The sequence below is a fragment of the Streptomyces qinglanensis genome (assembly GCF_900111245.1).
Classification (GTDB): Bacteria; Actinomycetota; Actinomycetes; order Streptomycetales; family Streptomycetaceae; genus Streptomyces; species Streptomyces qinglanensis.
The window spans coordinates 280,243-301,672 of record NZ_FOGO01000002.1 but is presented as its reverse complement, the minus strand read 5'-3'; the positions used below and the strand labels follow the sequence as shown (position 1 = coordinate 301,672).

17 protein-coding genes are annotated in these 21,430 nt (G+C 74.3%); 5 read left to right on the top strand and 12 right to left on the bottom strand.

Annotated features, from left to right (window positions below; genetic code table 11):
- Nucleotides 1–23: 23 nt before the first annotated feature.
- Entirely contained in the window at nt 24–767 is a 744-nt protein-coding gene (locus BMX65_RS05620) for a TrmH family RNA methyltransferase (protein ID WP_074999278.1), read from the top strand.
- 247 nt (nt 768–1,014) lie between these two features.
- On the opposite strand, the gene BMX65_RS05615 is transcribed toward BMX65_RS05620, so the two are convergent.
- From BMX65_RS05615 to pdhA, 10 genes are all read right to left on the bottom strand, one after another.
- Nucleotides 1,015–1,581, bottom strand: a complete 567-nt coding sequence (locus BMX65_RS05615) for a bacterial proteasome activator family protein (RefSeq protein WP_074999017.1) — start codon at nt 1,579–1,581, stop codon at nt 1,015–1,017.
- Nucleotides 1,582–1,653: 72 nt separating this feature from the next.
- Complete coding sequence (locus BMX65_RS33910) at nt 1,654–2,793, bottom strand: hypothetical protein (RefSeq protein ID WP_074999016.1); 1,140 nt, start codon at nt 2,791–2,793, stop codon at nt 1,654–1,656.
- Nucleotides 2,794–3,201: 408 nt separating this feature from the next.
- Nucleotides 3,202–4,185, bottom strand: a complete 984-nt coding sequence (locus tag BMX65_RS05605) for an NAD(P)H-quinone oxidoreductase (RefSeq protein ID WP_074999015.1) — start codon at nt 4,183–4,185, stop codon at nt 3,202–3,204.
- A 239-nt stretch (nt 4,186–4,424) separates the two neighbouring features.
- Entirely contained in the window at nt 4,425–4,592 is a 168-nt protein-coding gene (locus tag BMX65_RS32720) for a hypothetical protein (RefSeq protein ID WP_019356801.1), read from the bottom strand.
- Nucleotides 4,593–4,675: 83 nt separating this feature from the next.
- Entirely contained in the window at nt 4,676–5,758 is a 1,083-nt protein-coding gene (locus BMX65_RS05600) for a potassium channel family protein (RefSeq protein WP_074999014.1), read from the bottom strand.
- Nucleotides 5,752–7,482, bottom strand: a complete 1,731-nt coding sequence (locus BMX65_RS05595) for a molybdopterin molybdotransferase MoeA (RefSeq protein WP_074999013.1) — start codon at nt 7,480–7,482, stop codon at nt 5,752–5,754. Before BMX65_RS05595 ends, BMX65_RS05600 begins: the two co-directional genes overlap by 7 nt.
- The gene (locus BMX65_RS05590) at nt 7,479–8,687 is read right to left on the bottom strand and encodes a DUF6457 domain-containing protein (protein WP_074999012.1); all 1,209 of its coding nucleotides are present in this window, start codon (nt 8,685–8,687) and stop codon (nt 7,479–7,481) included. The genes BMX65_RS05595 and BMX65_RS05590 overlap by 4 nt, the downstream gene beginning before the upstream one ends.
- 3 nt (nt 8,688–8,690) lie before the next feature.
- Nucleotides 8,691–10,205, bottom strand: a complete 1,515-nt coding sequence (locus tag BMX65_RS05585) for a dihydrolipoamide acetyltransferase family protein (RefSeq protein ID WP_074999011.1) — start codon at nt 10,203–10,205, stop codon at nt 8,691–8,693.
- Nucleotides 10,205–11,293 carry an alpha-ketoacid dehydrogenase subunit beta gene (locus tag BMX65_RS05580; RefSeq protein WP_074999010.1) on the bottom strand — a complete coding sequence of 363 codons (1,089 nt, stop codon included), beginning with the start codon at nt 11,291–11,293 and terminating at the stop codon, nt 10,205–10,207. The genes BMX65_RS05585 and BMX65_RS05580 overlap by 1 nt, the downstream gene beginning before the upstream one ends.
- Entirely contained in the window at nt 11,290–12,489 is a 1,200-nt protein-coding gene (gene pdhA, locus BMX65_RS05575) for a pyruvate dehydrogenase (acetyl-transferring) E1 component subunit alpha (protein ID WP_074999009.1), read from the bottom strand. Before pdhA ends, BMX65_RS05580 begins: the two co-directional genes overlap by 4 nt.
- A 269-nt stretch (nt 12,490–12,758) precedes the next feature.
- Here pdhA and BMX65_RS05570 point away from each other — a divergent pair, with 269 nt between their 5' ends.
- Nucleotides 12,759–13,256 (top strand): Lrp/AsnC family transcriptional regulator, encoded by a 498-nt coding sequence (locus BMX65_RS05570; RefSeq protein ID WP_079171707.1) that lies wholly within the window; start codon nt 12,759–12,761, stop codon nt 13,254–13,256.
- Nucleotides 13,257–13,281: 25 nt separating this feature from the next.
- Here BMX65_RS05570 and BMX65_RS05565 read toward each other — a convergent pair whose 3' ends face one another.
- Nucleotides 13,282–13,917: a TetR/AcrR family transcriptional regulator gene (locus BMX65_RS05565; protein WP_074999007.1), complete on the bottom strand. Its 636-nt coding sequence runs from the start codon at nt 13,915–13,917 to the stop codon at nt 13,282–13,284.
- Between the two features lie 228 nt (nt 13,918–14,145).
- On the opposite strand from BMX65_RS05565, the gene paaN reads away from it, so the two are divergent.
- Nucleotides 14,146–15,852 (top strand): phenylacetic acid degradation protein PaaN, encoded by a 1,707-nt coding sequence (paaN, locus tag BMX65_RS05560; RefSeq protein WP_177214196.1) that lies wholly within the window; start codon nt 14,146–14,148, stop codon nt 15,850–15,852.
- 131 nt (nt 15,853–15,983) lie between these two features.
- Here paaN and BMX65_RS05555 read toward each other — a convergent pair whose 3' ends face one another.
- Nucleotides 15,984–17,711, bottom strand: a complete 1,728-nt coding sequence (locus BMX65_RS05555) for a protein kinase domain-containing protein (RefSeq protein ID WP_074999006.1) — start codon at nt 17,709–17,711, stop codon at nt 15,984–15,986.
- Between the two features lie 392 nt (nt 17,712–18,103).
- On the opposite strand from BMX65_RS05555, the gene BMX65_RS05550 reads away from it, so the two are divergent.
- Complete coding sequence (locus tag BMX65_RS05550; protein WP_074999005.1) at nt 18,104–19,723, top strand: protein kinase domain-containing protein; 1,620 nt, start codon at nt 18,104–18,106, stop codon at nt 19,721–19,723.
- A 137-nt stretch (nt 19,724–19,860) separates the two neighbouring features.
- Nucleotides 19,861–20,892, top strand: coding sequence for a phosphotransferase enzyme family protein (locus BMX65_RS05545; RefSeq protein ID WP_074999004.1), 1,032 nt, complete (start codon nt 19,861–19,863; stop codon nt 20,890–20,892).
- Nucleotides 20,893–21,430 lie beyond the last annotated feature (538 nt).

Sequence of the window (21,430 nt, the reverse complement as noted above, 5' to 3'; positions counted from 1 at the left end):
GAGCGCCGCGTAGGGTGGACCGGATGACGGCGGAGACGGCAGAGAGCCAGTGGGCGCGCCACGCGGCCGACGGCGTGCTGCTGGACGGGTTCCACGCGCTCAAGCACGCCCTGCGGTTCGGTGCGCGGGTACCGGTCGCGCTCGCCACCGACCGCCGCGCTGCGCTCGCCCTCGCCGAGGAGCTCGCTCCCGACCTGACCGGCACGCTCGGCGCACTCCTGCAGGAGGTGCCCGGTGCGACGCTGAGCGCTCTGGTGCCACGCGCGCACCCCACCGGTGTGGCGGCGCTCGCGCTCCGGGACCCCGCCGCCGACCCGGCAGCCGTCGGGCCGGGGGACCGGGTGGCGCCGCTCGTCGTCCTCGACAACCCGCGCAACCTCGGCAACGTGGGGGCGGTGGTCCGGCTGGCGGCGGGTGCGGGGGCCGGCGGTGTGCTCACCACCGGCGACCTCGACCCCTGGCACCCCGCCGCGGTGCGGGCGGGCGCCGGACTGCACTTCGCCACCCCGGTCGCGCGGTGCCAGGTGGCCGAACTCCCGGACGGCCCGCTGCTCGCCTTCGACCCGGAGGGCGCCGACCTGCGGTCCGTGGCCGTGCCCGACGGGGCGATGCTGGCCTTCGGCTCGGAGCGGCACGGCCTCTCGGCCGGGATGCGCGCCCGCGCCGACCGCCTGGTGGCGCTTCCGATGCGCCCGCAGGTCTCCAGCTACAACTTGGCCACCAGCGTGGCGATGGCGCTCTACCAGTGGATGGCCGCACCGCGCTGACGGACAACCGCACGGTGCCGGCGGACGATCGCACCGCGCCGGCGGACGACCGCACCGCGCTGACGGACAACCGCACGGTGCCGACGGACGATCGCACCGCGCCGGCGGACGACCGCACCGCGCCGGCGGCCGCACCGCTCCGACAGAACCGGCCCGCTCCGACGGACCGGCCCGCGAGGCGGAACCGGCCCTGTCGGCCTCGACTCCGTGAGCCGTGCGGGCCCGGTCGGCGCGCTTGCAGTCGTTTTTACAGGTACGGGCCGCCCGTGCGGTGCTGCGCCTCGCTGGGCTGTCCCGCGGCCTCCTCGGGCAGCACACCGGGCGGCAGTGCCCGGCGCATCTGCTCCAACTGCGCCCGCGCCGCCATCTGCTGGGCGAACAGCGCGGTCTGGATGCCGTGGAAGAGCCCTTCCAGCCAGCCCACCAACTGAGCCTGCGCGATGCGCAGCTCGGCGTCGGTGGGGGTGGACTCCTCCGTGAACGGGAGGGAGAGCCGCTCCAGCTCCTCGATCAGCTCGGGTGCGAGCCCGTCCTCCAGCTCCTTGATCGAGCTGGTGTGGATCTCCTTGAGCCGCGCCCTGCTGGCCTCGTCCAGCGGCGCCGCCTTCACCTCTTCCAGAAGCTGCTTGATCATGCTGCCGATCCGCATGACCTTCGCGGGCTGTTCCACCATCTCTGTCAGAGGGACCTCAGCCTGCTCATCGCCCTCGCCGTCGCCGCCCTTGGGGCTGGGACTGCCGAGAGCCATCCCGTCCGGGCCCACGACCAGAACCTGGGGGCTCTCCTGCGACTTCTCGTTGCTCGGCTGTGTCATGCCCCCATTCTGCATCCGTGGGGACACCGACGCCGAGCGAGGGCGGGAACGCCCCGCGTCCTACCGGGCCGGTCAGCGGCCACGGCGTACTCGCAGGGCCAGGAAGGCGAGTCCCAGCCCCATCAGCGTCAGACCGGTGCCGAGCGGCAGTACGGGCAGCACCTGCCCGGACGGCTGTGCGGCGAGCCGGTCGCGCCGCTCCTCGCCGCCCTGGGGGCTCGAGTTGTCCGCCGCGTACAGGTCGTGCTTGCCGATGGCCTGGCCGGACGGACGGGGAGCGGTGACGTTCCCGAAGGAGGCGGGAGGCCGCAGCGCGGCCCGGTGGTTCGGCGGGTTGATCAGGTGCTCCTGCTGCCGCCCCTGCCACCGGTCGCCCTCCCCGTGCGCGGGCGGCTCTTCCTTCCGGTGCTCCCTGGGGTCCCGCTCCCGGTGCGCCGTGCGCTGCCTGTCCGCGTCCCGCCGGCGCTGGTCCCGCTTCGCCGTGTGCTCTCCGCTGGGCTGCTCTTCCCGCGGCTGCGGCTTCTTCTCTTCCCGCGGCTGCGGCTTCTTCCGCTGCTCTCTGCCGTGCTGCCGGGCCTCGCGCTCGTCCTGCGTCCCCTGCCCGTCCTCTTCGGCGCGCTGCGGCTCGTCCCTTCCGTTCCCTTCGGCTCCGTCAGCTGAGACGTTCCCTTCGATGTTCCCTTCGACGCGCCTTTCGGCCTCGCCGTTGTCCCACCGCACCGGGTGCCCCCTCCTGTCGGCGGGCGTCCGGACGGACGGGCGGCCGGGGAGTCCGGGGAACCGGGACGCCGCGCCGGACAGCTCCGGGGGCTGTCCGGGGGCACCGGGCAGCGGGGCCGGGGGCTCCGCGCCGGGGAGGCGCGGGGGTTCGGGTGACTGCGGGAACCGGGGCAGCTTCGGCAGGTCCGGCAGCCGCGGCATCCGGGGAGCCTGGGGCCGGGGCGCCCAGGTGCGGGGTGGTGCGGCGGGCGGCAGCAGGCTGGGTGCCGCACCGGAGGCTGCCGCACCCGGAGCGCCACCGGGGGCGGTGGCATCGGAGGCGGTGGCATCGGGGGCGGGGCCGCTGGGCGTGCCCCCGGGCAAGGGAGCGGCGGGGGCCGAGGCGGCCCCGGGCGCGGTGCGGTCCTCGCCGGGCCCCGCGCCTGTCGCCTCCCCCGCGGCGGCGACAGGCGCGGGGAGCGCCAGGAATGCGCAGGTCACCAAGGTGACCATGGTGCTCCGTCGCTGAGTGTGCCGCACGACCGTGACCCTTCCGAACTGGATGGTCCGCAGACCGTCCCAGCGTCACATGAAGGGATGAGATCGGCATTTCGGACAGATGGAACGGGTGACGGCGCCCATCGCACCGCACCGGACCCGCACCGGACCCGCCCGCGCCCGGACCGGACCCGCACTCGCACCGGACCCCGACCGGACCCGGGGCGTACCGGATCGCGCCGTACCGGATCGCGCCGTACGAGGCGGGGAGCACGGTGACCGCGCGGGGCGATCCCGTGCCCCGCTCCACGCCTCACCGCCGGGCGCCCTGCCGCCGGGCGCCCCGCCGCCACGTACCGGGTCCGGGCCCCGCCCCACGCGCCCGTGCGCGTGGGGCGGGGCTCCGTCGGACGGGTGTGCTCCTCAGTCCGCCGTGACCAGCAGGATCTTGCCGACGTGGCCGCTCTCGTCCAGGAGCTGGTGGGCGCGGGCGGCCTCGCGCATCGGCACTGTGCTGTCCACGACGGGGCGCACCCGGCCGTCCGACAGCAGCGGCCACACATGTTCGCGTACGGCGGCCACGATGGCCGCCTTCTCGGCCGCCGGGCGGGCCCGCAGCGACGTGGCCGTCACGGCGCCGCGCTTGGCCAGCAGTGCGCCCAGATTCAGCTCTCCCTTGGTGCCGCCCTGCATGCCGATGACGGCCAGCCGGCCGTTCACCGCGAGGGCCTGCACATTGCGGTCGAGGTATTTGGCGCCCATGTTGTCCAGGATCACGTCGGCGCCCGCGCCGTCCGTGGCCGCGCGCAGTTCCTCGACGAAGTCCTGTTCGCGGTAGTTGATCAGGATGTCGGCGCCCAGCTCGGCGCACCGCCGCAGCTTCTCCGCCGTGCCCGCCGTCACGGCGACCCGGGCGCCCACCGACTTGGCGAGCTGGACGGCCATCGTGCCGATGCCGCTGGAGCCGCCGTGCACCAGCAGGGTCTCGCCCGGACGCAGGTGCGCCACCATGAAGACGTTCGACCAGACCGTGCAGGTGACCTCGGGCAGACCGGCCGCCGCCGTGACGTCGACTCCTTCGGGTACCGGCAGGAGCTGCCCGGACGGCACCACGACCCGCTCCGCGTAGCCGCCGCCACCGAGCAGTGCGCACACCTGGTCGCCGACCGACCAGCCGGACACCCCGGGGCCGAGGGCCGCGATGCGTCCCGCGCACTCCAGGCCGGGGTAGGGGCTGGCGCCGGGCGGCGGATCGTAGAAGCCCTTGCGCTGCAGGACGTCCGCGCGGTTGACGGCGCTCGCCGCGACATCGACGAGGACTTCGCCCTCCCCGGGCTCCGGGTCCGGGACCTCTGCCCAGACCAGAGCCTCGGGGCCGCCGGGTTCGGGAATCGTGATCGCATGCATACGGCCGACGCTACCCGTACCCTCCCGGCACCGGGACGGCCCCGGACAGTCCCGGTCCACGGCCGTCCACGGCCGTCCATGTCCCCGGCGGCCCCGGCGGCCCCGGCGGCCCAAGCGGCCCCGGCGTCCCGCAAGCCGCGCCCCCACCGGCCCCGCCGCGTACGGTCCGCCGGCCGACGTCCCCTACGGCCCGCGGGTTCACGTCCGCGCGCGGCCTGCACACCCGACCCACCCGCTGCTCAGGCTGCGTAGGTGAAGCGGAGCTTCTGGTCCGGGGTGGGCACGTACGCCTGATGGCAGCCGGTGCAGAACCAGAACCAGGAGTCCTCCTTGCCCGGCCCCGTCTCACGGGTGTCCTTCCACAGCAGGCGCTCCGGGCAGTTGGGACAGGTGGGTGGCGGGTCCATCGGCTCATCGTCACGCCTGCGCCCGGCGGCGGTCCGCCGGGCGCCGCACAGTCACCTGAAGGGATGAGGAGCGGGGTGTGCCGCTACCGCAGGCCGCCGCGCGGTATGTCCGCTTCCGGGCCCTTCCGGGAGGCGCGGTGGATGACGACCAACCGGTCGGTGAGCTGCAACTCCGCGGCCTCCGGGTCGTCGAAGGCGAGTATCCGGTGCCCCCGGACGATGGAGACGACCAGGTCCGGGCAGTCGCGCGGGGAGCGTCCCGCCTCCGCCTTGGTGACCGGGCGCTCCTTCAGATCGAGGCCGGTGCCCTGCTGGATGAGGTTCTCTATCACCGAGCTGGCGTTCGGGCTGAGCATCGCCAGGCCGAGCAGCCGGCCGGCCGCGCTGGCGCTGGTGATCACCTGGTCCGCGCCCGACTGCCGCAGCAGCGGGGCGTTCTCCTCCTCCCGCACCGCCGCGACGATGTTTATCCGCGGGTTGAGCTGCCGGGCCGTCAGCGTCACCAGCACCGAGGTGTCGTCCCGCTGCGGGGCGATCACGATCTGTTTGGCCCGCTGCACCTCGGCCCGGATCAGCACCTCGCTGCGGGTGGCGTCGCCCTCGACCCCCGCGAACCCCTCCGCGTTGGCGGTCTTGACGGCGTGCCCGTGCGGATCGATGACCACGATCTGATTGCGGCCCAGCCCCGTCGACAGCAGGGTCTGGACGGCGGAGCGGCCCTTGGTGCCGAATCCGACGACGACGGTGTGGTCGCGCAACGCGGACCTCCAGCGGTTCAGGCGCCACTGCTGCCGGGTGCGGTCCGTCAGGGCCTCGAGGGTGGTGCCGATGAGGATGATCAGGAACAGCACGCGGAGCGGCGTGATGACGAGAATGTTGACGAGCCGCGCGCTGTCGGACGCGGGGGTGATGTCGCCGTAGCCGGTCGTGGAGAGCGTGACGGTGGTGTAGTACAGGCAGTCCAGGAACGTCACGTCGCTGTCGGAGTTGTCCACGTAGCCGCCCCGGTCCAGGTAGACCAGCAGCACCGTCACCCACAGCACGGCGAGCGCGGCGAGCAGTCGGCGGGCGACCTGCCGCTGCGGACTGATGTCCGGACGCGGCAGCAGTACCGAACCCAGCCGCTCGGTGGTCTCGCCGGTCTCCTCCGGGGGCCGCCTCACCACGGCAGATCCAGAACGGGCACGTCCGTGCCGGGGGCGCCGCCGCCGGGCGGCACCACCGCCAGCGCGTCGCAGGAGGCCACGCCGCGGAGCATGGCCGGACCGGCGTAGCGCAGCGGCCGGATGCGCGCCCGGAGGCCCGACCCTTCGCAGCGCACGGGAACGAGTCGGGTGTCGTGCGGGTGTCCGGACACCTCGGCGCCCAAGGTGGCCTCCCGGGGTGCGGGTGCGGTGCGCCCGGCCAGCGCCCGCAGCAGCGGCGCGGCCAGGGTGACGAGGCCGGAGAGCGCGGCCAGCGGATTGCCGGGCAGTCCCACCAGGTACCGGTGGCGCGGCTGTCCGCCCGCGCGCTGCCGGTCCCCCGGTGCGAGCACGGCCAGCAGCATGGGATGCCCGGGGCGGACGCGCACCCCGTGCACCAGGAGCTGCGCTTCGAGGCGGAGCAGCGTCGGCCGGAGGTGGTCCAGCGGTCCGGCTGCCGTGCTGCCGGTGGTGACGAGCACATCGGCCGTCGAGCCGGCCAGCGCCTCGTGCAGGGCTTCCGCGTCGTCGCCCAGCAGCCGGGTGACGGTCACCTCGGCCCCCAGGGCCGTCAGCCAGGGCTCGACCATCGGCCCGAGCGCGTCCCGGATCCGGCCGTCCCGGGGCAGGCCGCGGTGCAGCAGTTCGTCGCCCAGGACGAGCACTTCGGCCCGCGGCCGGGGCACGGTCGCCAGGTCGTCGTACCCGGCTGCCGCGGCCAGGCCGAGTACGGCAGGGGTGACGGCCGTGCCCGTCGGCAGCAACTCGTCGCCCTTGCGGCACTCCTGGCCGCGCGGGCGGATGTCGGTACCGGGCTGCGGGGGAGTCGCCGTACGCACCCGTGCGCCCGTGTGCTCGGCCGCCTCCCGGCGCAGCACGGCACTGGTCCCGGACGGGACGCGGGCGCCGGTAGCGATCCGCACCGCCTCCCCGTCGGCGAGCTGCGGAGGCTCCGCGCGGGCGCCCGCCAGCAGCCCGGGGCGCTCGGTGCCGTCCGCCGCGCGGGCGGGCTCCCACGGGCCGGGGCCGGACACCGCCCAGCCGTCCATCGCCGACGTGTCGAACGGCGGCAGGTCGGTGAGGGCCCGCAGCGGCGCGGCGAGCGTGCGGCCCAGCGCGTGCGTCAGGGGGACGGTCTCGCGGGGGAGCGCGGTGACGGCCGAGGACGCCAGCGCCACGGCTTCGGACCAGGTGGCCGCCGGTGCCTGTGCCTCGGCACCGTCCTCGCTCCGCTTCTGCGGGTGCTGCCGCGGGCGCCCCCGGCCGTGCGGGTCCTGGCCGGTGCCTTCCGCGGTGCCGGTGCCTTCCGCGGTGCCGGTGCTTTCCGCGGTGCCCGTGCCGGTGCCGGTGCCCGTCGGCTGCCGGGTTCCGTCGGCCGGGGCGTTCCCGGAGTGCCCGGACGGTGCGGGGCCGGCGCGTCCGGGCACCCCGTCGCGGTCCGCGGCACCCTGGGGCGGGTGCGCGCCGCCGGGGACGGCTCCGCGGCCCGCTCCGCCCGCGGCATGCCGGGCCCCGCCGGGGTTCTCGGCGGAGCCGGAGGCGTCGCCGCCTTCGGTGCCGTCGACGCCGTCGGGGCCCTCGGTGCCGTCGGCGCTCCACTGGATTCGCCGGATGCGTTTGAGGCGCGGTGCGGGGGGCGGATCCTGGCGGATCCGGCCGCTGTTGGCGAGGGCGATGGCCTCGTCGAGTTCGTCGGCGTCGCTCATCGGCCGTCTGTCTGCTCGGAGGGGCTGTCGGGGCTGTCCGCTGCGGGTGTTCCCGGGGTGTTCCCGGGGCCGTCCCCCGCGGGTGCGTCGTCGTCCGACTCGTCGGCCCAGCGCCGGGCGAGCCGGGCGGCCGCCTCCGTCGCCCGCGCGACGTCCTGCGGTGAACTGCCCGCCTGCGCCGCTGCATAGCCCACCAGGAACGTGGTCAGCGGTGCTGCGGGGCGCGCGACGCCGTGCGCCGCGTCCCGGGCGAGAGCGAGCAGGGCTGAGGTGTCGATGTCGAGCTCGACGCCGAGCTCGGCCTTGACCGCGGAGATCCATTCATCCAGCACGGTTTCATGCTCCCTGATGCGGGCCCTCGCTGTGGCGATGTCGTCCCAGGTGTCGCAGTCGAGGGCGGCGGCGGTGACGGAGGGCGCGGTCACCCGGTGCAGCATCAGCCCTTGGAGCACCATCCGCAACGGCAGTCCCGTCAGGGAACCGTACTCGGTTCGCAACAGGGCCAGTTCGCGGCGCAGCGGGTCCACCCGGTAGGCGGCCAGCAGCGGTTGGTCGCGGCCGTCGTACGCGACGGCGGCCTCGGCCCGATCCGGAACGGACACCAGGGTGCGCACCGCACCCGGCGAGAGGAACGGCAGGTCGGCGGAGACGACCAGCACCGGATCCCCCTCACCGGATCCGCCGCCCCAGGGGAGGCCGCCGGGCCGTCCGCGTCCGGCCGCCCCGTTCTCCGGCCCGGTTCCCCTCGGCCCGGTGCCGGTGCCGGTGCCGGTGCCGGTGCGGGTGCGGGTGCCGGTGCCCGTGCCCGCGCCGGTGGCCGTCCCAGGGCGCGTCCGCAGCCCGTCCGGGCCCGCCCGCAGCGCGTCCAGACCGGCCTGCAGGGCCGCGAGCGGGCCGCCGCCGGGCGGCTCCTCGCGGGCCCACAGCACCGGTCGGCACGTCGGACGGCGCGGGCCGACCACCACGGTGGCCGCCGCGTCGCCGCACGCCGTGAGCACCCGGTCGAGCAGTGGGCGGCCGCCGACCGTGACGGCGGGTTTGTCGGCCCCGTCCAGCCGCCGCGCGCCGCCGCCCGCCAGGACGAGGGCCGTGTACGGGCGGTCGGCGGTGTCCGGCGCGCGGTGTTCGCGTCCGGCACCGCCCGCCGCGGGGTGCCGGCCGTCGGGCGGTTCGGCTGCGGAGGAGGGTTCTGGGGCCTGCGTCACGCCTCAGAGCGTACGGAGTAGCCTCGCCGGACGCTCCACGCAGTCCGCGACATGGCGCAGGAAGCCGCCCGCCGTTCCGCCGTCGCACACCCGGTGGTCGAAGGTGAGGGACAACTGCACGACGCTGCGGACGGCCAGCGCGTCGCCGACCACCCACGGCTTGCGGGCGATCCGGCCGACGCCGAGCATCGCCGCCTCCGGGTGGTTGATGATCGGGGTGGAGCCGTCCACACCGAACACGCCGTAGTTGTTCAGCGTGAACGTGCCGCCGGTCAGCTCGCCGGGGGTGAGGGTCCCGGCGCGGGCCGCCTCGGTCAGCCGGGCCAGCTCCGCGGTGAGCTGCTCGGCGCTCAGTGTGTGCGCGTCCCGCACCACCGGGACGACGAGACCCCGGTCCGTCTGCGCGGCGAACCCCAGATGCACCTCGGGCAGTACGACGATCTCGCGCGCCTCGGTGTCCACCGTCGAGTTCAGCTCCGGGAAGCGCGCCAGCGCCGCGGTGCACAGCCGGCCCAGCAGGGCCAGCAGCGAGATCGGCGGCGCGGCCGGGACGCTGTCGGCCGCGGCGTTCATCTCCTTGCGCGCGGCGAGCAGTTCGGTGGCGTCGGCGTCCACCCAGCAACTGGCGTCCGGGATCTCCGCACGGCTGCGCGCGAGCCGGTCGGCCGCCGTGCCGCGCCTGCCGCGCAGCGGAATGCGCCGCTCCCGCCGCGCAGCCGCGGCCCGGAGCCCGCCGGGCTGCCCGGTGCCGTCCGGTGCGGGCGTCTCCGGCGGAGGCACCTGCGGTGCGGCGTGCACCGCGCGTTCCACGTCCGCGCGCAGGATGAGCCCGTCCGGACCGCTGCCCGTCATCGCGCGCAGATCCAGGCCGTGTTCGCGGGCCAGGCGGCGGACGAGCGGAGAGATCACCGGGACCGGTCCGGCGGCGGCCGGTCCGCCCCCGGCGGGGTGTTCCGGCGCCGTGCGGTCCGCACCGCGGGCGGGGGCGCCCCGGTCGGCTCCGGACCGGGACTCCTCCCCTGCCCCCGCCCCGGGTCCGCCGGGATGCGCGTCGGGCGCTCCCGTACCCGCCGGTCCGGACAGCCCGGACAGTCGCAGGGCTGCCCGGGGCCGCCGGGCGGGCGCCTGCGCCGTCCCGTAGCCGACCAGCACATTGCCCGAGCCGCCGACGTGTTCCGCCTCGCCCGCCCGGTCCGCCCCACTGCCCGGTCCGCCCCGCTCGTCGGGCGCCCCCGCGGATCCGCCGCCGCCCGGGCGGGAGACACCGTCGTCCGGGCTCACCGCGACGGTGACCAGCGGCGCGCCCACGGCCACCTCGGCCCCCTCGTCGGCCGCGTGCGAGGTGACCACGCCCGCGAAGGGGCAGGGGACCTCCACGAGTGCCTTGGCCGTCTCGACCTCGACGACCGGCTCGTCCACCCGCACGGTGTCGCCCACCGGGACCAGCCAGCGGACGATCGTCGCCTCCGTCAGCCCCTCGCCCAGGTCCGGCAGCGCGAACTCGCGCACCTCACCCATCAGAGCGCACCCCCGCCCCGGCCCTCGGCGCCGCCCCGGCCGCCGCTGGTGAATCCGCTCTCCCACTGGAGCCGCGCGACGGCGTCCAGCACCCGGTCGACACCCGGCAGGTGGTGCCGCTCCAGCATCGGCGGCGGATAGGGGATGTCGAACCCGGCGACGCGCAGCACCGGCGCCTCCAGGTGGTGGAAGCAGCGCTCGGTGATCCGCGCCGCGATCTCACCGCCCGGGCCGGCGAAGCCGGGGGACTCGTGCACGACGACGGCCCGCCCGGTGCGCCGCACCGAGGCGGCGACGGTCTCCTCGTCGAACGGGGACAGCGTGCGCAGGTCGACCACCTCCAGGTCCCAGCCCTCCGCGCCGTCCTCGCGTGCCGCCTCGGCGGCCTCCAGGCAGACCGGTACGGACGGGCCGTAGGTGATCAGCGTCGCGGAGCTGCCCCGGCGGCGTACGACGGCCCTGCCGATGCCGGGCACCGCATCCGGCTCCTCCGGGTCCCAGTCGGCCTTCGACCAGTACAGCCGCTTCGGTTCGAGGAAGACCACCGGGTCGTCGGAGGCGATGGCGGCCCGCAGCAGCCCGTAGGAGTCGGCGACCGTGGCCGGGGTGACGACGTGCAGCCCTGGTGTGGCCAGGTAGTACGCCTCGGAGGAGTCGCTGTGGTGCTCCACCCCGCCGATCCCGCCGCCGTAGGGGATGCGCACCGTCATCGGCATGGGCAGCCTGCCGCGGGTGCGGTTGCGCATCCGGGAGACGTGCGAGACGAGCTGCTCGAACCCGGGGTAGGCGAACGCGTCGAACTGCATCTCCACCACCGGCCGCAGCCCGTACATCGCCATCCCGACCGCGGTGCCGAGGATGCCCGCCTCCGCCAGCGGGGTGTCGGCGCACCGGTCGGCGCCGAACTCCGCTGCCAGCCCGTCCGTCACCCGGAAGACGCCGCCGAGCGTGCCGACGTCCTCGCCGAGGACGTGCACCGCCGGGTCGTCGGCCAGCGCGTCGCGCAGGGCACGGCGCAGCGCCTGCCCCATGGTGGCGGGCTTGCGGTCGGTGCGTGCGGCGGTGGGCTGCCGTACCGCGGTGCTCATCGGGTCTCCTCCCCCGCGGCCGGGTTCCCGGCGGGTCGTGCGGCGGCGGCCGCCTCGTGCTCCGCGGCCAGTTCGGCCCGCAACTGCGCCGCCTGCTCGCGCAGTTGCGGTGTCGGTTCCGCGTAGACGTGCGCGAACAGCTCCATCGGGTCCGGCTGCGGATCCTGGTGCATCCGCTCGCGCAGCTCCGCCGCCTGCCGCTCGGCCGCCTCCTCGGCCTCCCGCACGGTCTCCTCGTCCAGCAGCCCGCGGTCGCGCAGCTCGCGCTCCAGGAGCGTCACCGGGTCGTGCGCCCGCCACGCCTCGACCTCGCCGTCGGCGCGGTAGCGGGTCGCGTCGTCGGCGTTGGTGTGCGCCTCCAGCCGGTAGGTGACCGCCTCGACGAGGGTGGGGCCGCCGCCCGACCGGGCGCGGTCCAGCGCCTCGGTCAGCACCTCGTGCACCGCGACCGCGTCGTTGCCGTCCACCAGCCGCCCCGGTACGCCGTAGCCGACCGCCTTGTGGGCCAGCGAGGGCGCCGCGGTCTGCTTGGCCAGCGGTACGGAGATCGCGAAGCCGTTGTTCTGCACCAGGAAGACGGCGGGTGCCTGCCAGACGGCGGCGAAGTTGAGCGCCTCGTGGAAGTCGCCCTCGCTGGTGCCGCCGTCGCCGACCAGCGCGAGCGCCGCCACCTGGTCCCCCTTCAGCCGGGCGGCGTGCGCCAGCCCGACCGCGTGCGGAAGCTGGGTGGCCAGCGGGGTGCACAGCGGAGCGACCCGGGTGCCGGGCGAGTCGTAGCCGTGGTGCCAGTCGCCGCGCAGCAGCGACAGCACCTCGACCGGGTCCAGACCGCGCGCCACCGCGGCGAGGGTGTCGCGGTAGCTGGGGAAGAGCCAGTCCTCCGCACGCAGCGCCAGCGCCGCGGCGACCTGGCACGCCTCCTGCCCCCGCGAGGAGGGATAGACCGCCAGTCTGCCCTGCCGGGTCAGCGCGGTGGCCTGCTCGTTGAACCGGCGCCCCTGCACGACGGCGGCGTACAGCCGACGCAGCAGGCCCGCGTCCGGACCGGTCTGCTCCCCGCCCTCACGTTCCGCCGTCCGGGTGCCCAGAACGCGGTACGGCTCGGCCTCCGGCAGGAGCGGCGCGGCCTCGGTGCGGGGGCGCCACGAGGGGGGAGGGGCGGGGGCGTAGGTTCCTGGCTGCTCTAGGACCGTCATGACGAGCACCTCCTCGTGGGGCGGGCTGCGGCGCGTGCGGGCTGCGGGTGTGCCCGGCGCGCGCCGGCCTTCTGGCGCGCCGGCCTGCCGATGGCCGTACCACCGGCAGGCCGGGCCGGTGACCGAGTGGGCCACCCCTACCGATTGTTCGGTCGACGGCACATTTTGGCTACGGGTGGCCTCTGCCTGTGGACAACTGGCCCGCAAAACCGTTCGATGTCCGCAGAGTGTCCATGCGGGGGAGGCGAAGGACCGTGCGGGGTGAACAGATGGCCAACGGCTCCGGGGAAACGGACCCGCCTGCCGGGCACCGGCTTCCCGCCCGGCCGCTGGACTCCGTCGACCGGGACATCCTGCGGCTGCTGCGCGCGGACGGCCGGGCGTCCGTGCGGTCGGTCGCCGAGCGGGTGCACGTCTCGCGCGCCAACGCGTACGCGCGCATCAACCGGCTGATCGACGACGGTGTGATCCGCGGCTTCAGTGCCCGGGTCGACCAGGAGCGCGCGGGCCACGGGGCCTCGGCCTACATCACCCTCAAGATCGTCCAGGACTCCTGGCGCAGCGTCCGCGAGAAGCTCCGGGAGCTGCCGGGCGCGGCCCACATTGCGCTGGTCAGCGGGGACTTCGACGTGCTGCTGCTGGTGCACACCCCGGACAACCGGGCCCTGCGGGACCTGGTGCTGACCCGTATCCAGTCCATGCCGGAGGTGCTGAGCACCCGCACGCTGCTGGTCTTCGAGGAGACCGACCTGGAGTCGGGCCCGTAGCCCGGGCCCGTAGCCCCGCGGGCTCTCAGCCGGTGCGCAGGCCGGCGAAGGCGGTGCGCACGACGGCCTCGGCCACCTCGGCACTGCTGGTGCCGGCGCCGCCTGCCTCGGGCGCCGGGCCGCCCGGTCCGCCGGGGTGCGCCGCGCGTTCCGGGCGGTACCACTCGGCAATCGAGTTGATCATGCCGAACAGCAGCCGGGTCGCGAGCCGGGCGTCGACGTCGGAGCGCAGATCCCCGTCCGCAGCCGCCTGCTTGACCAGCTCGGCCACCCGCTGGTCGAACTCGCGGCGCCGGGACATCGCCCAGACCTCCGTCTCGGTGTTCCCGCGCACCCGCAGCAGCAGCGTCACGTACGGCAGCTCGGCCAGCAGCACCTCGACCGTGCGGCGGGTGACGTGCTCCAGCCGCTCCACCGCCCGCCCCTCGCGTGCCCGGGGCTCCTCCAGGACCGCGAACAGCTCGTCGAGCGCCCGGCTTATCCCCCTGCGCAGCAGCTCTTCCTTGCCGCGTACGTGGTGGTAGATCGACGACTTGGAGATCCCGGCCGCCTGGGACAGGTGCTCCATCGAGGTGCCGTCGTAGCCCCGCTCGTTGAACACCCGCACGGCGACGGAGAGCAGCGAGTCGGGCGTGTAGGTGTCGCGCTTGACCGTGGGCATGCGGCCGATGCTAGCCGGGCCGTCCCCCGGTGCCGCCGGGCGCCGGGAGGCGGCCCGTGCGGACCGCGGCGCCGGGCCCCGCGCGTGGTGCCGAGCGGAGTTTTCCACAGCTTCCCGGGCCCCCTTGCACCGACCGATCGTTCGGTAGCAGTATCTACCAGGTGAGCGGCTCCGGCAACGCCGTGCCCACCCGCATTCCGTCCCAGCTCAGCGAGGAGTTGGTCCTGCGTGACCACCGGTATCGGAACGACCACTGCCCAGCTCGTCGACACCCACCGCCCCACCCTGGACCGCGCGCTGGAAGCCATCGCGGGCAGGGAGTTCTGGACCCCGCACCCCGAGCATCCGAAGGCGTACGGCGAGGGCGCGGCCGAGCAGGGCAAGGCGGCCTTCGACGCGCTGTGCGGCAGCCGCTTCGAGCTGCCCGGCCAGCCGGTCTCCGGCGAATGGGTGGCCACCGAGGTGTCGCCGTACGGGCCCGAGCTGGGTATCTCCTACCCGCGCATGGACGAGGGAGCCGTCGACGCCCTGCTGCCGGTCATGCGCGGCGGGCTGCCCGCCTGGCGGAAGGCCGGGGCCGAGGTGCGCGCCGCGGTGTGCCTGGAGATCCTGGCGCGGATCAGCGCCCGCACCCCCGAGTTCGCGCAGGCTGTGATGCACACCAGCGGCCAGGCGTTCATGATGGCCTTCCAGGCGGGCGGGCCGCACGCGCAGGACCGCGGTATGGAGGCGGTGGCCTACGCCTACGCGGAGCAGGTGCGCACCCCGGCGCGGGTCAGCTGGGAGAAGCCGCAGGGCAAGCGCGATCCGCTGCGGGTCACCAAGGAGTTCACCCCCGCCGGGCGCGGCGTCGCGCTGCTGATCGGCTGCAACACCTTCCCCACCTGGAACGGCTTCCCCGGGTTCTTCGCCTCGCTCGCCACCGGGAACGCCGTGCTGGTCAAGCCGCATCCGCGGGCCGTGCTCCCGCTCGCGTTGACGGTGCGGATCGCCCGCGAGGTCCTCGCGGAGGCGGGGTTCGACGCCGATCTGGTGGCGCTGGCGGCCGAGGCGGAGGGCGACGGCATCGCCAAGGACCTGGCCGTCCGGCCCGAGATCCGGGTGATCGACTACACCGGAGGCTCGGCCTTCGGCGAGTGGCTGGAGTCCCACGCCCGCCAGGCGCGGGTCCACACGGAGAAGGCCGGTGTCAACACGGTCGTCATCGACTCCACCGACGACTACCAGGGCATGCTCGCCAATCTCGCCTTCTCGCTGTCGCTCTACAGCGGCCAGATGTGCACCACGCCGCAGAATCTGCTGATCCCGGCGGCCGGCATCACCACCGAGTCCGGGCCCAGGGGCTATGACGAGGTGGTGGCCGATCTGGCCGCCGCGGTGGACAAGCTGCTCGGCGACGACGCGCGGGCCAACGCGCTGCTGGGCGCCCTGGTCAACGAGCAGGTGCGGGCGCGGCTGGAGGCGGCGCCTTCGCTGGGCGAGGTGGCCCTGGCCTCCCGTACGGTGCAGAACCCGGAGTTCCCCGACGCCACGGTGCGCACTCCCGCGATCGTCAAGCTGGACGCCACCGAGCCCGAGTCCGAGGGCGCGTACCAGGACGAGTGCTTCGGCCCGGTCTCCTTCGCGGTGGCGGTCGGCTCCACGGAGGACGCGCTGGAGCTACTGCGCAACACGCTCCGGTCCAAGGGCGCCATGACGGTCGCGGGATACACCACCTCCTCCGAGGTGGCGCGGCAGTTGGAGGAGGTGTGCTTCGACGAGCCCGCGCAGCTCTCGCTCAATCTCACGGGGGGCGTCTACGTCAACCAGACGGCCGCCTTCAGCGACTTCCACGGCTCCGGGGGCAATCCGGCGGCCAACTGCACACTGTGCGACGGAGACTTCGTCTCGGGCCGGTTCCGCGTGGTGGAGGTGCGGCGGATGGCGGAGGACTGACGAGCGTGCCCCCCGGGTGCGGGCACCCGGGGGGCACGGGGAGGCGGCGAGTCCGTGCGGACTGCGGCCCGGGGACCGTGAAGCGCAGCCGCCGTGCGGCCACGGCCCTTCGGACGGCTTTCGGACGGACCTCAGTCCGCGGGCTGGCCCGTGGAGACGGTCAGGTCGATCTTGTCCTTGTCCGGGTCGAAGTCGTCGAGGTAGTCCGGGGTCTGCTCCAGGACGGTGTTCTTGCCCCAGACGTTCTCGTCCTCGGTGGTCACCTCGCCGAGCTTCCACCCGGCGGCGCGCAGGCACGCCTTGACCGAGGTGAGGTCCTTGTAGGTCAGCTCGGGGACCATGACCTTGCTCTTGTCGCTGTAGGACTTCGTGGCGTCGGTGCACCGGGTGGAGTCGATGGTGCGGCTGGGGTCCGGCCCCTTGTAGCCGCCGGAGTCCGAGCCGCCGTCGTCGCCGCTGTCCCCGGAGCTGCCCGCGGGGTCGGCGCTCTGGGTGGACCTCGGCTTGGCGGTGGGCTTGGGATCGGGGTCGCCCCCGCCGCTGTCGGTGAGGGCGATGATCACGAAGACCAGGGCGACGATGACGGCGACGCCGGCCAGACCGTACCCGGCCATGGCGCCGGCCGACGGCTTCTTGCCCGAGCCGCCGTTGCCCGGGCCGGAGCCGGTGGCGTTGATCGTGTAGGGCGGAGGGGTGGCGGGGCCGCCGCTGCCGTAGGACGACTGCGGGTATCCGTAGCCGGGCGCGGGGGAGGTCTGGGTGGGGGGCGGGGGGGTGGAGGGCCCGAAGCCCCCGCTGTTGTACGGCCCCGGCTGCTGCCCCGGCTGTCCCTGCGGCTGGTAGGGCGTCTGCACGCCGCCCTGCTGGGGCTGGGAGCTCGCGTCGACCGGCGGGAAGACGGCCTGTCCGACCCCCGCACCGCTGTTGGCGGGCGGCCCGCCGCTGATGATGATCGGCGAGGCGCCGGAGGCGACCCCGGAGCCGCCGATCCGGTTGGCCTCGTCGTGCATGGCCTCGGCGGAGGGGAAGCGCTCGTTGGGGTTCTTCTTCAGGGTCCGGGCGACCAGCGCGTCCACGGCCGGGGGGATGGACTGGTTGATGGAGGAGGGCGTGGGCGGCTCCTCCTGGACGTGCGCGTAGGCGATGGCCAGCGGCGAGTCCGCGTCGAAGGGCAGCCGCCCGGTGAGCAGCTCGAAGAGCATGATGCCGACCGAGTACAGGTCGGAGCGGGCGTCCACCCCGCGGCCGAGGGCCTGCTCGGGGGAGAGGTACTGCGGGGTGCCGACGACCATGCCGGTCTGTGTCATGGACGTCACACCGGATTGCATGGCGCGGGCGATGCCGAAGTCCATGACCTTGACCACACCGCGCTTGGTGAGCATCACGTTGCCGGGCTTGATGTCCCGGTGCACGAGGCCCATCTCGTGGCTGACCTCGAGGGCCGCCAGCACATCGCCGGTGATCTTCAGCGCCTTCTCGGCGGGCATCGCGCCGTACTGCGCGATGTCCTCGTCCAGGACCGTGCGCAGCGGCTTGCCCTCGACGTACTCCATGACGATGTAGGGCACCAGCGCGCCGTCGATCTCGTCCTCGCCGGAGTCGAAGACCGAGACGATGTTGGTGTGCGTCAGTTTGGCGACCGACTGCGCCTCGCGGCGGAAGCGCTCGCGGAAGGACTGCTCCCGGCCGAGCTCGGTGTGCAGGGTCTTGACGGCGACCTGCCGGTCGAGCACGGAGTCGTAGGCGAGATATACGGAGGCCATCCCACCGGCGCCGAGCAGTGAACGGAGCTGGAAGCGCCCCCCGCCGACCATGCGGCCCAAGTAGTTGCCGGCCGCCTGTGCGCCGTCGTCGCTCATCTGACTGCTTCCCCCTCGGCGGCGCTGCCCCCGTGCAGGTACGTTGAGTGATCCTTGACCCTGATACTGGCCCAAGTTTGCCCGGGGGTTCGGTCACGTCAAGTTGGTTGCCCGTTCCGTGACCGAATGCGCATAAGCCCTTCGCGAGCGCCGCCCCGAACGGTTCCACGAGCCTAGAGGGTGCCTCTCAGCAGGCGCGGACAGGGTGTGTGCGGGGCGGTCCGAGGTGATTCCGAGACCGACTTGCGGGGGCGCTTCCGAGCTTGTTGGATGACCGCTCGTTGGCTTCGGTACTCCGTCCCACCCATTGCACCCCCCGCGTGCCTGTAGCCTCCTCGGGGGGAGTGTCCACCGCGTGAAAGTCCGCGGATTCCAATCTACGGCGAGGACTCATGGCACAGACGCAAGCCGCTGGGGGCCCTTCGGACCCCGACGCGACGGGCGGCGGCTCCCTGCCCGATTCGCCGGAGTTGTGGGGCAACAACGGTCTGGTGGGTGACGGCAGGTACCGCCTGACGCACCGCCTCGGCCGCGGCGGCATGGCCGAGGTGTTCGGCGCCGAGGACGTGCGGCTCGGCCGCACGGTCGCGGTCAAGCTGCTGCGCTCCGACCTCGCCGAGGACCCCGTCTCCAAGGCCCGCTTCACGCGCGAGGCCCAGTCGGTCGCGGGCCTCAACCACCACTCGGTCGTCGCCGTCTACGACTCCGGCGAGGAGCTGATCGGCGGCAACATCACCCCGTACATCGTGATGGAGCTGGTCGAGGGCAGCACCATCCGCGATCTGCTGCTGAACGCCGACGCGCCGCCGCCGGACCAGGCGCTGATCATCGTCTCGGGGGTGCTGGAGGCGCTGGCCTACAGCCACCAGCACGGGATCGTGCACCGCGACATCAAGCCCGCGAACGTGATCATCACGCGGGGCGGCGCGGTCAAGGTGATGGACTTCGGCATCGCCCGTGCCCTGCACGGCGCCTCCAACACCATGACCCAGACCGGCATGGTGATGGGCACCCCGCAGTACCTCTCCCCCGAGCAGGCGCTCGGCAAGACCGTCGACACCCGTTCCGACCTCTACGCCACCGGCTGCCTGCTGTACGAGTTGCTGACCCGGCGGCCTCCGTTCACCGGAGAGACCCCGCTGTCGGTGGTCTACCAGCACGTCCAGGACGATCCGGTGCTGCCCTCGCAGGTCTCGGACAGCGTCCCGCCGGAGCTGGACGGCCTGGTGATGCGGGCGCTGGCCAAGGAGCCGGACGACCGATTCCAGTCCGCCGAGGAGATGCGCGGGCTGACGCAGTACGCGCTGCAGATGCTGAACGAGCAGGGCAGCCACACCGGCGGACTGTGGAACACCGGTCCGACGGCGAACCAGGGGGCCGCCACCCAGGTGATGGGCGCTGCGGGAGCGGGCACCCGGCCGTACCCCTCGCACTCCGACACCTCCCAGATGGGTGCTCCGCTGCTGGCGGGCAACCGGGAGGACGACGGCGGCTTCGACGGCGGGCCCCGGCGCGGTGGCCGGGGCGGAGGGGGCGGCAAGGGCGTCCGGTACGCGCTGGTCGCCTTCCTCGCGGTGATCGCCATAGCGGGCGGGATCTTCTTCGCCCTCAACGGGGACGACGCCAAGGACAACAAGCAGGACAAGCCGAACCCGAGCACGTCCCAGTCGGAGACCGACAAGCCCTCCAAGAAGCCCTCGTCCACTCCGACGGAGACCGAGGAGGAGCAGCCGGGCACCAACGAGGGCAACGGCGACTGGACCCCGACCGACCGGCCCTCCGAGTCGTACCCGAGCAACACGCAGCCGAGCGAGTCGCAGCCTTCCGAGACCGGTGACCCGAGCCAGACGGACAGCGGCAACGGCGGCGGTTCCGGTAACGGCGGCAGCGGCGGCAATCCGACCAAGAGCCAGTCGCCGCCCACCGGGGACGCGGACGGCGGTGGCGGGGCCAACGACGGCGGCAGCGCCGGCGCCGGCGACACCGGTACCGACAGCGGGGCCGAGCAGTAGGGCCGGCGGAACCGAGCGGGAGGCCCGGGTCCCGAGCCGGGGCGCGGCCCTCCCGCTGGTCAGCACTCGTTTGACGGTTCGTCCACCGCGGGTTGACGAGGCGGCGCGCGGCCCCCGAGTGGCCCTACGATGCGGCCGTGCAGCCGTCTTCCCCCGCCCTCACGGAGGGCACGCTCCACTCTCTGCTGCGGCAGTACGACGGTGTCGGGGAGCCCCTTTCGTGCACACCGGTCTCGCACGGACTGCTCAACCGGGGCTACCGCCTGACGACGACCCGCGGCGGCTACTTCCTCAAGCACCATCTCGACGGACCGGGCTCGCTCGGCCGGATCGAGCGCCAGCACCGTGCCACGGACCGGCTGGGCGAGCTGGGGCTGCCGGTCGTACCGGTGGTGCCGGGCTCCGGCGGCGGGACCGCCACCGTCGCCGAGGGGCGCTGCTTCGCACTGCATCCGTGGATCGAGGGCACCCACCGGCACGGCAGCGAACTGACCGCGGGGCAGTCCCGGCAGCTCGGCGCCCTGCTGGGGCGGGTCCACGTCCGGCTGGCCCGGGCGCTGCCGGAGGCGCCGAGCACCGGCCATGAGAGCGCCGACCCGGCCGCGACGTACGACATGATCGGCGCACTGCTGGAACGCGTCCGCAGCCGCCGCAACCGGGACAGTTTCGACGAGCTGGCCGAGCACCGGCTCACCGAGCGCCGCGAGCTTCTGCGCCAGCACGCGGATGCGCGGCCCGGCGCCGTCCCGGACCGGTTCACCGGCTGGGTGCACGGGGACTTCCATCCGCTCAACCTGCTCTATGCGCCCCCGGGCCGCACTCCCCGCCCGGTGGCGATCCTGGACTGGGACCGGCTGGGGGTGCACCCGCGGGCCGAGGAGGCAGTCCGCGGGGCGGCCATCTTCTTCCTGCGCCCCGGCGGCACCCTCGACCTGCGGAAGGTGCGCGCCTTCGCCCGCGCCTACCGGGGGGCCGCGGGGGCCTCCCGCGCGGAGTTGGCCGCCGCCGTGCACCGGGTGTGGTGGGAGCGGCTCAACGACTTCTGGATGCTGCGCTGGCGCTACCAGTTGTGCGATGTGCGGACCGATCCGCAGTTTCCGGCGGCGGCCGCGCTGGTCGTGTGGTGGACCCGCCACTACCCAGCCGTACAAACCGCATTCTGCGACTGACACGACTCCCTTCGCGACTCCCTTCGCGGGGGGCGTCTTCGCGGGGTCCGTTCCCCTCCGCGGGTGGCCTGGCTTCGTGGGGGCACGCCCCTGGCGTTTTCGGCTGCCGCCGAGCGGTCGTGTCGGGGGGGCGCTGCCCCCCAACGGCCCCCCGCTAAGGGGGCTCCGCCCCCTTAGAAACCCCCAGGCACCAACACTTCTCCCTCCCCCTCCCGTATCCGGCAACCGCCGGGGGCCTTTCGGCTGCGGGAGCGCTCTTGTGCTGTGAGGGACGGCATCAGGACTCTTCCCGCACCGGACGGACCGAAGGAAAGGCCCGGAGCAAGGTCCGTAAGGGTTTGCGTGGGTGCGGCTGGGGGTCCTAGGGGGCGGAGCCCACTAGCGGGGGGCTGTTGGGGGGCGGAGCCGCCCCAACGCCCGTCCGGCGAGGACAACGGGGGCTCGGGGGCGAAGCCCCCGACAACGGCGCCGCACCGAGGCGAACAACGGACGGGGGCACCCAGCAAAAGGAGACGGCACCCCCGCAAGGGGGCGCGGC

Bases quoted from the DNA above. Each gene is read 5' to 3' on its own strand.
- BMX65_RS05555 (WP_074999006.1), bottom strand. From the start codon at position 17,711: ATGAGCGACGACGGCGCACAGGCGGCCGGCAACTACTTGGGCCGCATG.
- BMX65_RS05565 (WP_074999007.1), bottom strand. From the start codon at position 13,917: ATGCCCACGGTCAAGCGCGACACCTACACGCCCGACTCGCTGCTCTCC.
- BMX65_RS32720 (WP_019356801.1), bottom strand. From the start codon at position 4,592: ATGGACCCGCCACCCACCTGTCCCAACTGCCCGGAGCGCCTGCTGTGG.
- pdhA (WP_074999009.1), bottom strand. From the start codon at position 12,489: ATGACGGTCCTAGAGCAGCCAGGAACCTACGCCCCCGCCCCTCCCCCC.
- BMX65_RS05585 (WP_074999011.1), bottom strand. From the start codon at position 10,205: ATGGGTGAGGTGCGCGAGTTCGCGCTGCCGGACCTGGGCGAGGGGCTG.
- BMX65_RS05620 (WP_074999278.1), top strand. From the start codon at position 24: ATGACGGCGGAGACGGCAGAGAGCCAGTGGGCGCGCCACGCGGCCGAC.
- BMX65_RS05570 (WP_079171707.1), top strand. From the start codon at position 12,759: ATGGCCAACGGCTCCGGGGAAACGGACCCGCCTGCCGGGCACCGGCTT.
- BMX65_RS05615 (WP_074999017.1), bottom strand. From the start codon at position 1,581: ATGACACAGCCGAGCAACGAGAAGTCGCAGGAGAGCCCCCAGGTTCTG.
- BMX65_RS05605 (WP_074999015.1), bottom strand. From the start codon at position 4,185: ATGCATGCGATCACGATTCCCGAACCCGGCGGCCCCGAGGCTCTGGTC.
- BMX65_RS05580 (WP_074999010.1), bottom strand. From the start codon at position 11,293: ATGAGCACCGCGGTACGGCAGCCCACCGCCGCACGCACCGACCGCAAG.
- BMX65_RS05550 (WP_074999005.1), top strand. From the start codon at position 18,104: ATGGCACAGACGCAAGCCGCTGGGGGCCCTTCGGACCCCGACGCGACG.
- BMX65_RS33910 (WP_074999016.1), bottom strand. From the start codon at position 2,793: ATGGTCACCTTGGTGACCTGCGCATTCCTGGCGCTCCCCGCGCCTGTC.
- BMX65_RS05595 (WP_074999013.1), bottom strand. From the start codon at position 7,482: ATGAGCGACGCCGACGAACTCGACGAGGCCATCGCCCTCGCCAACAGC.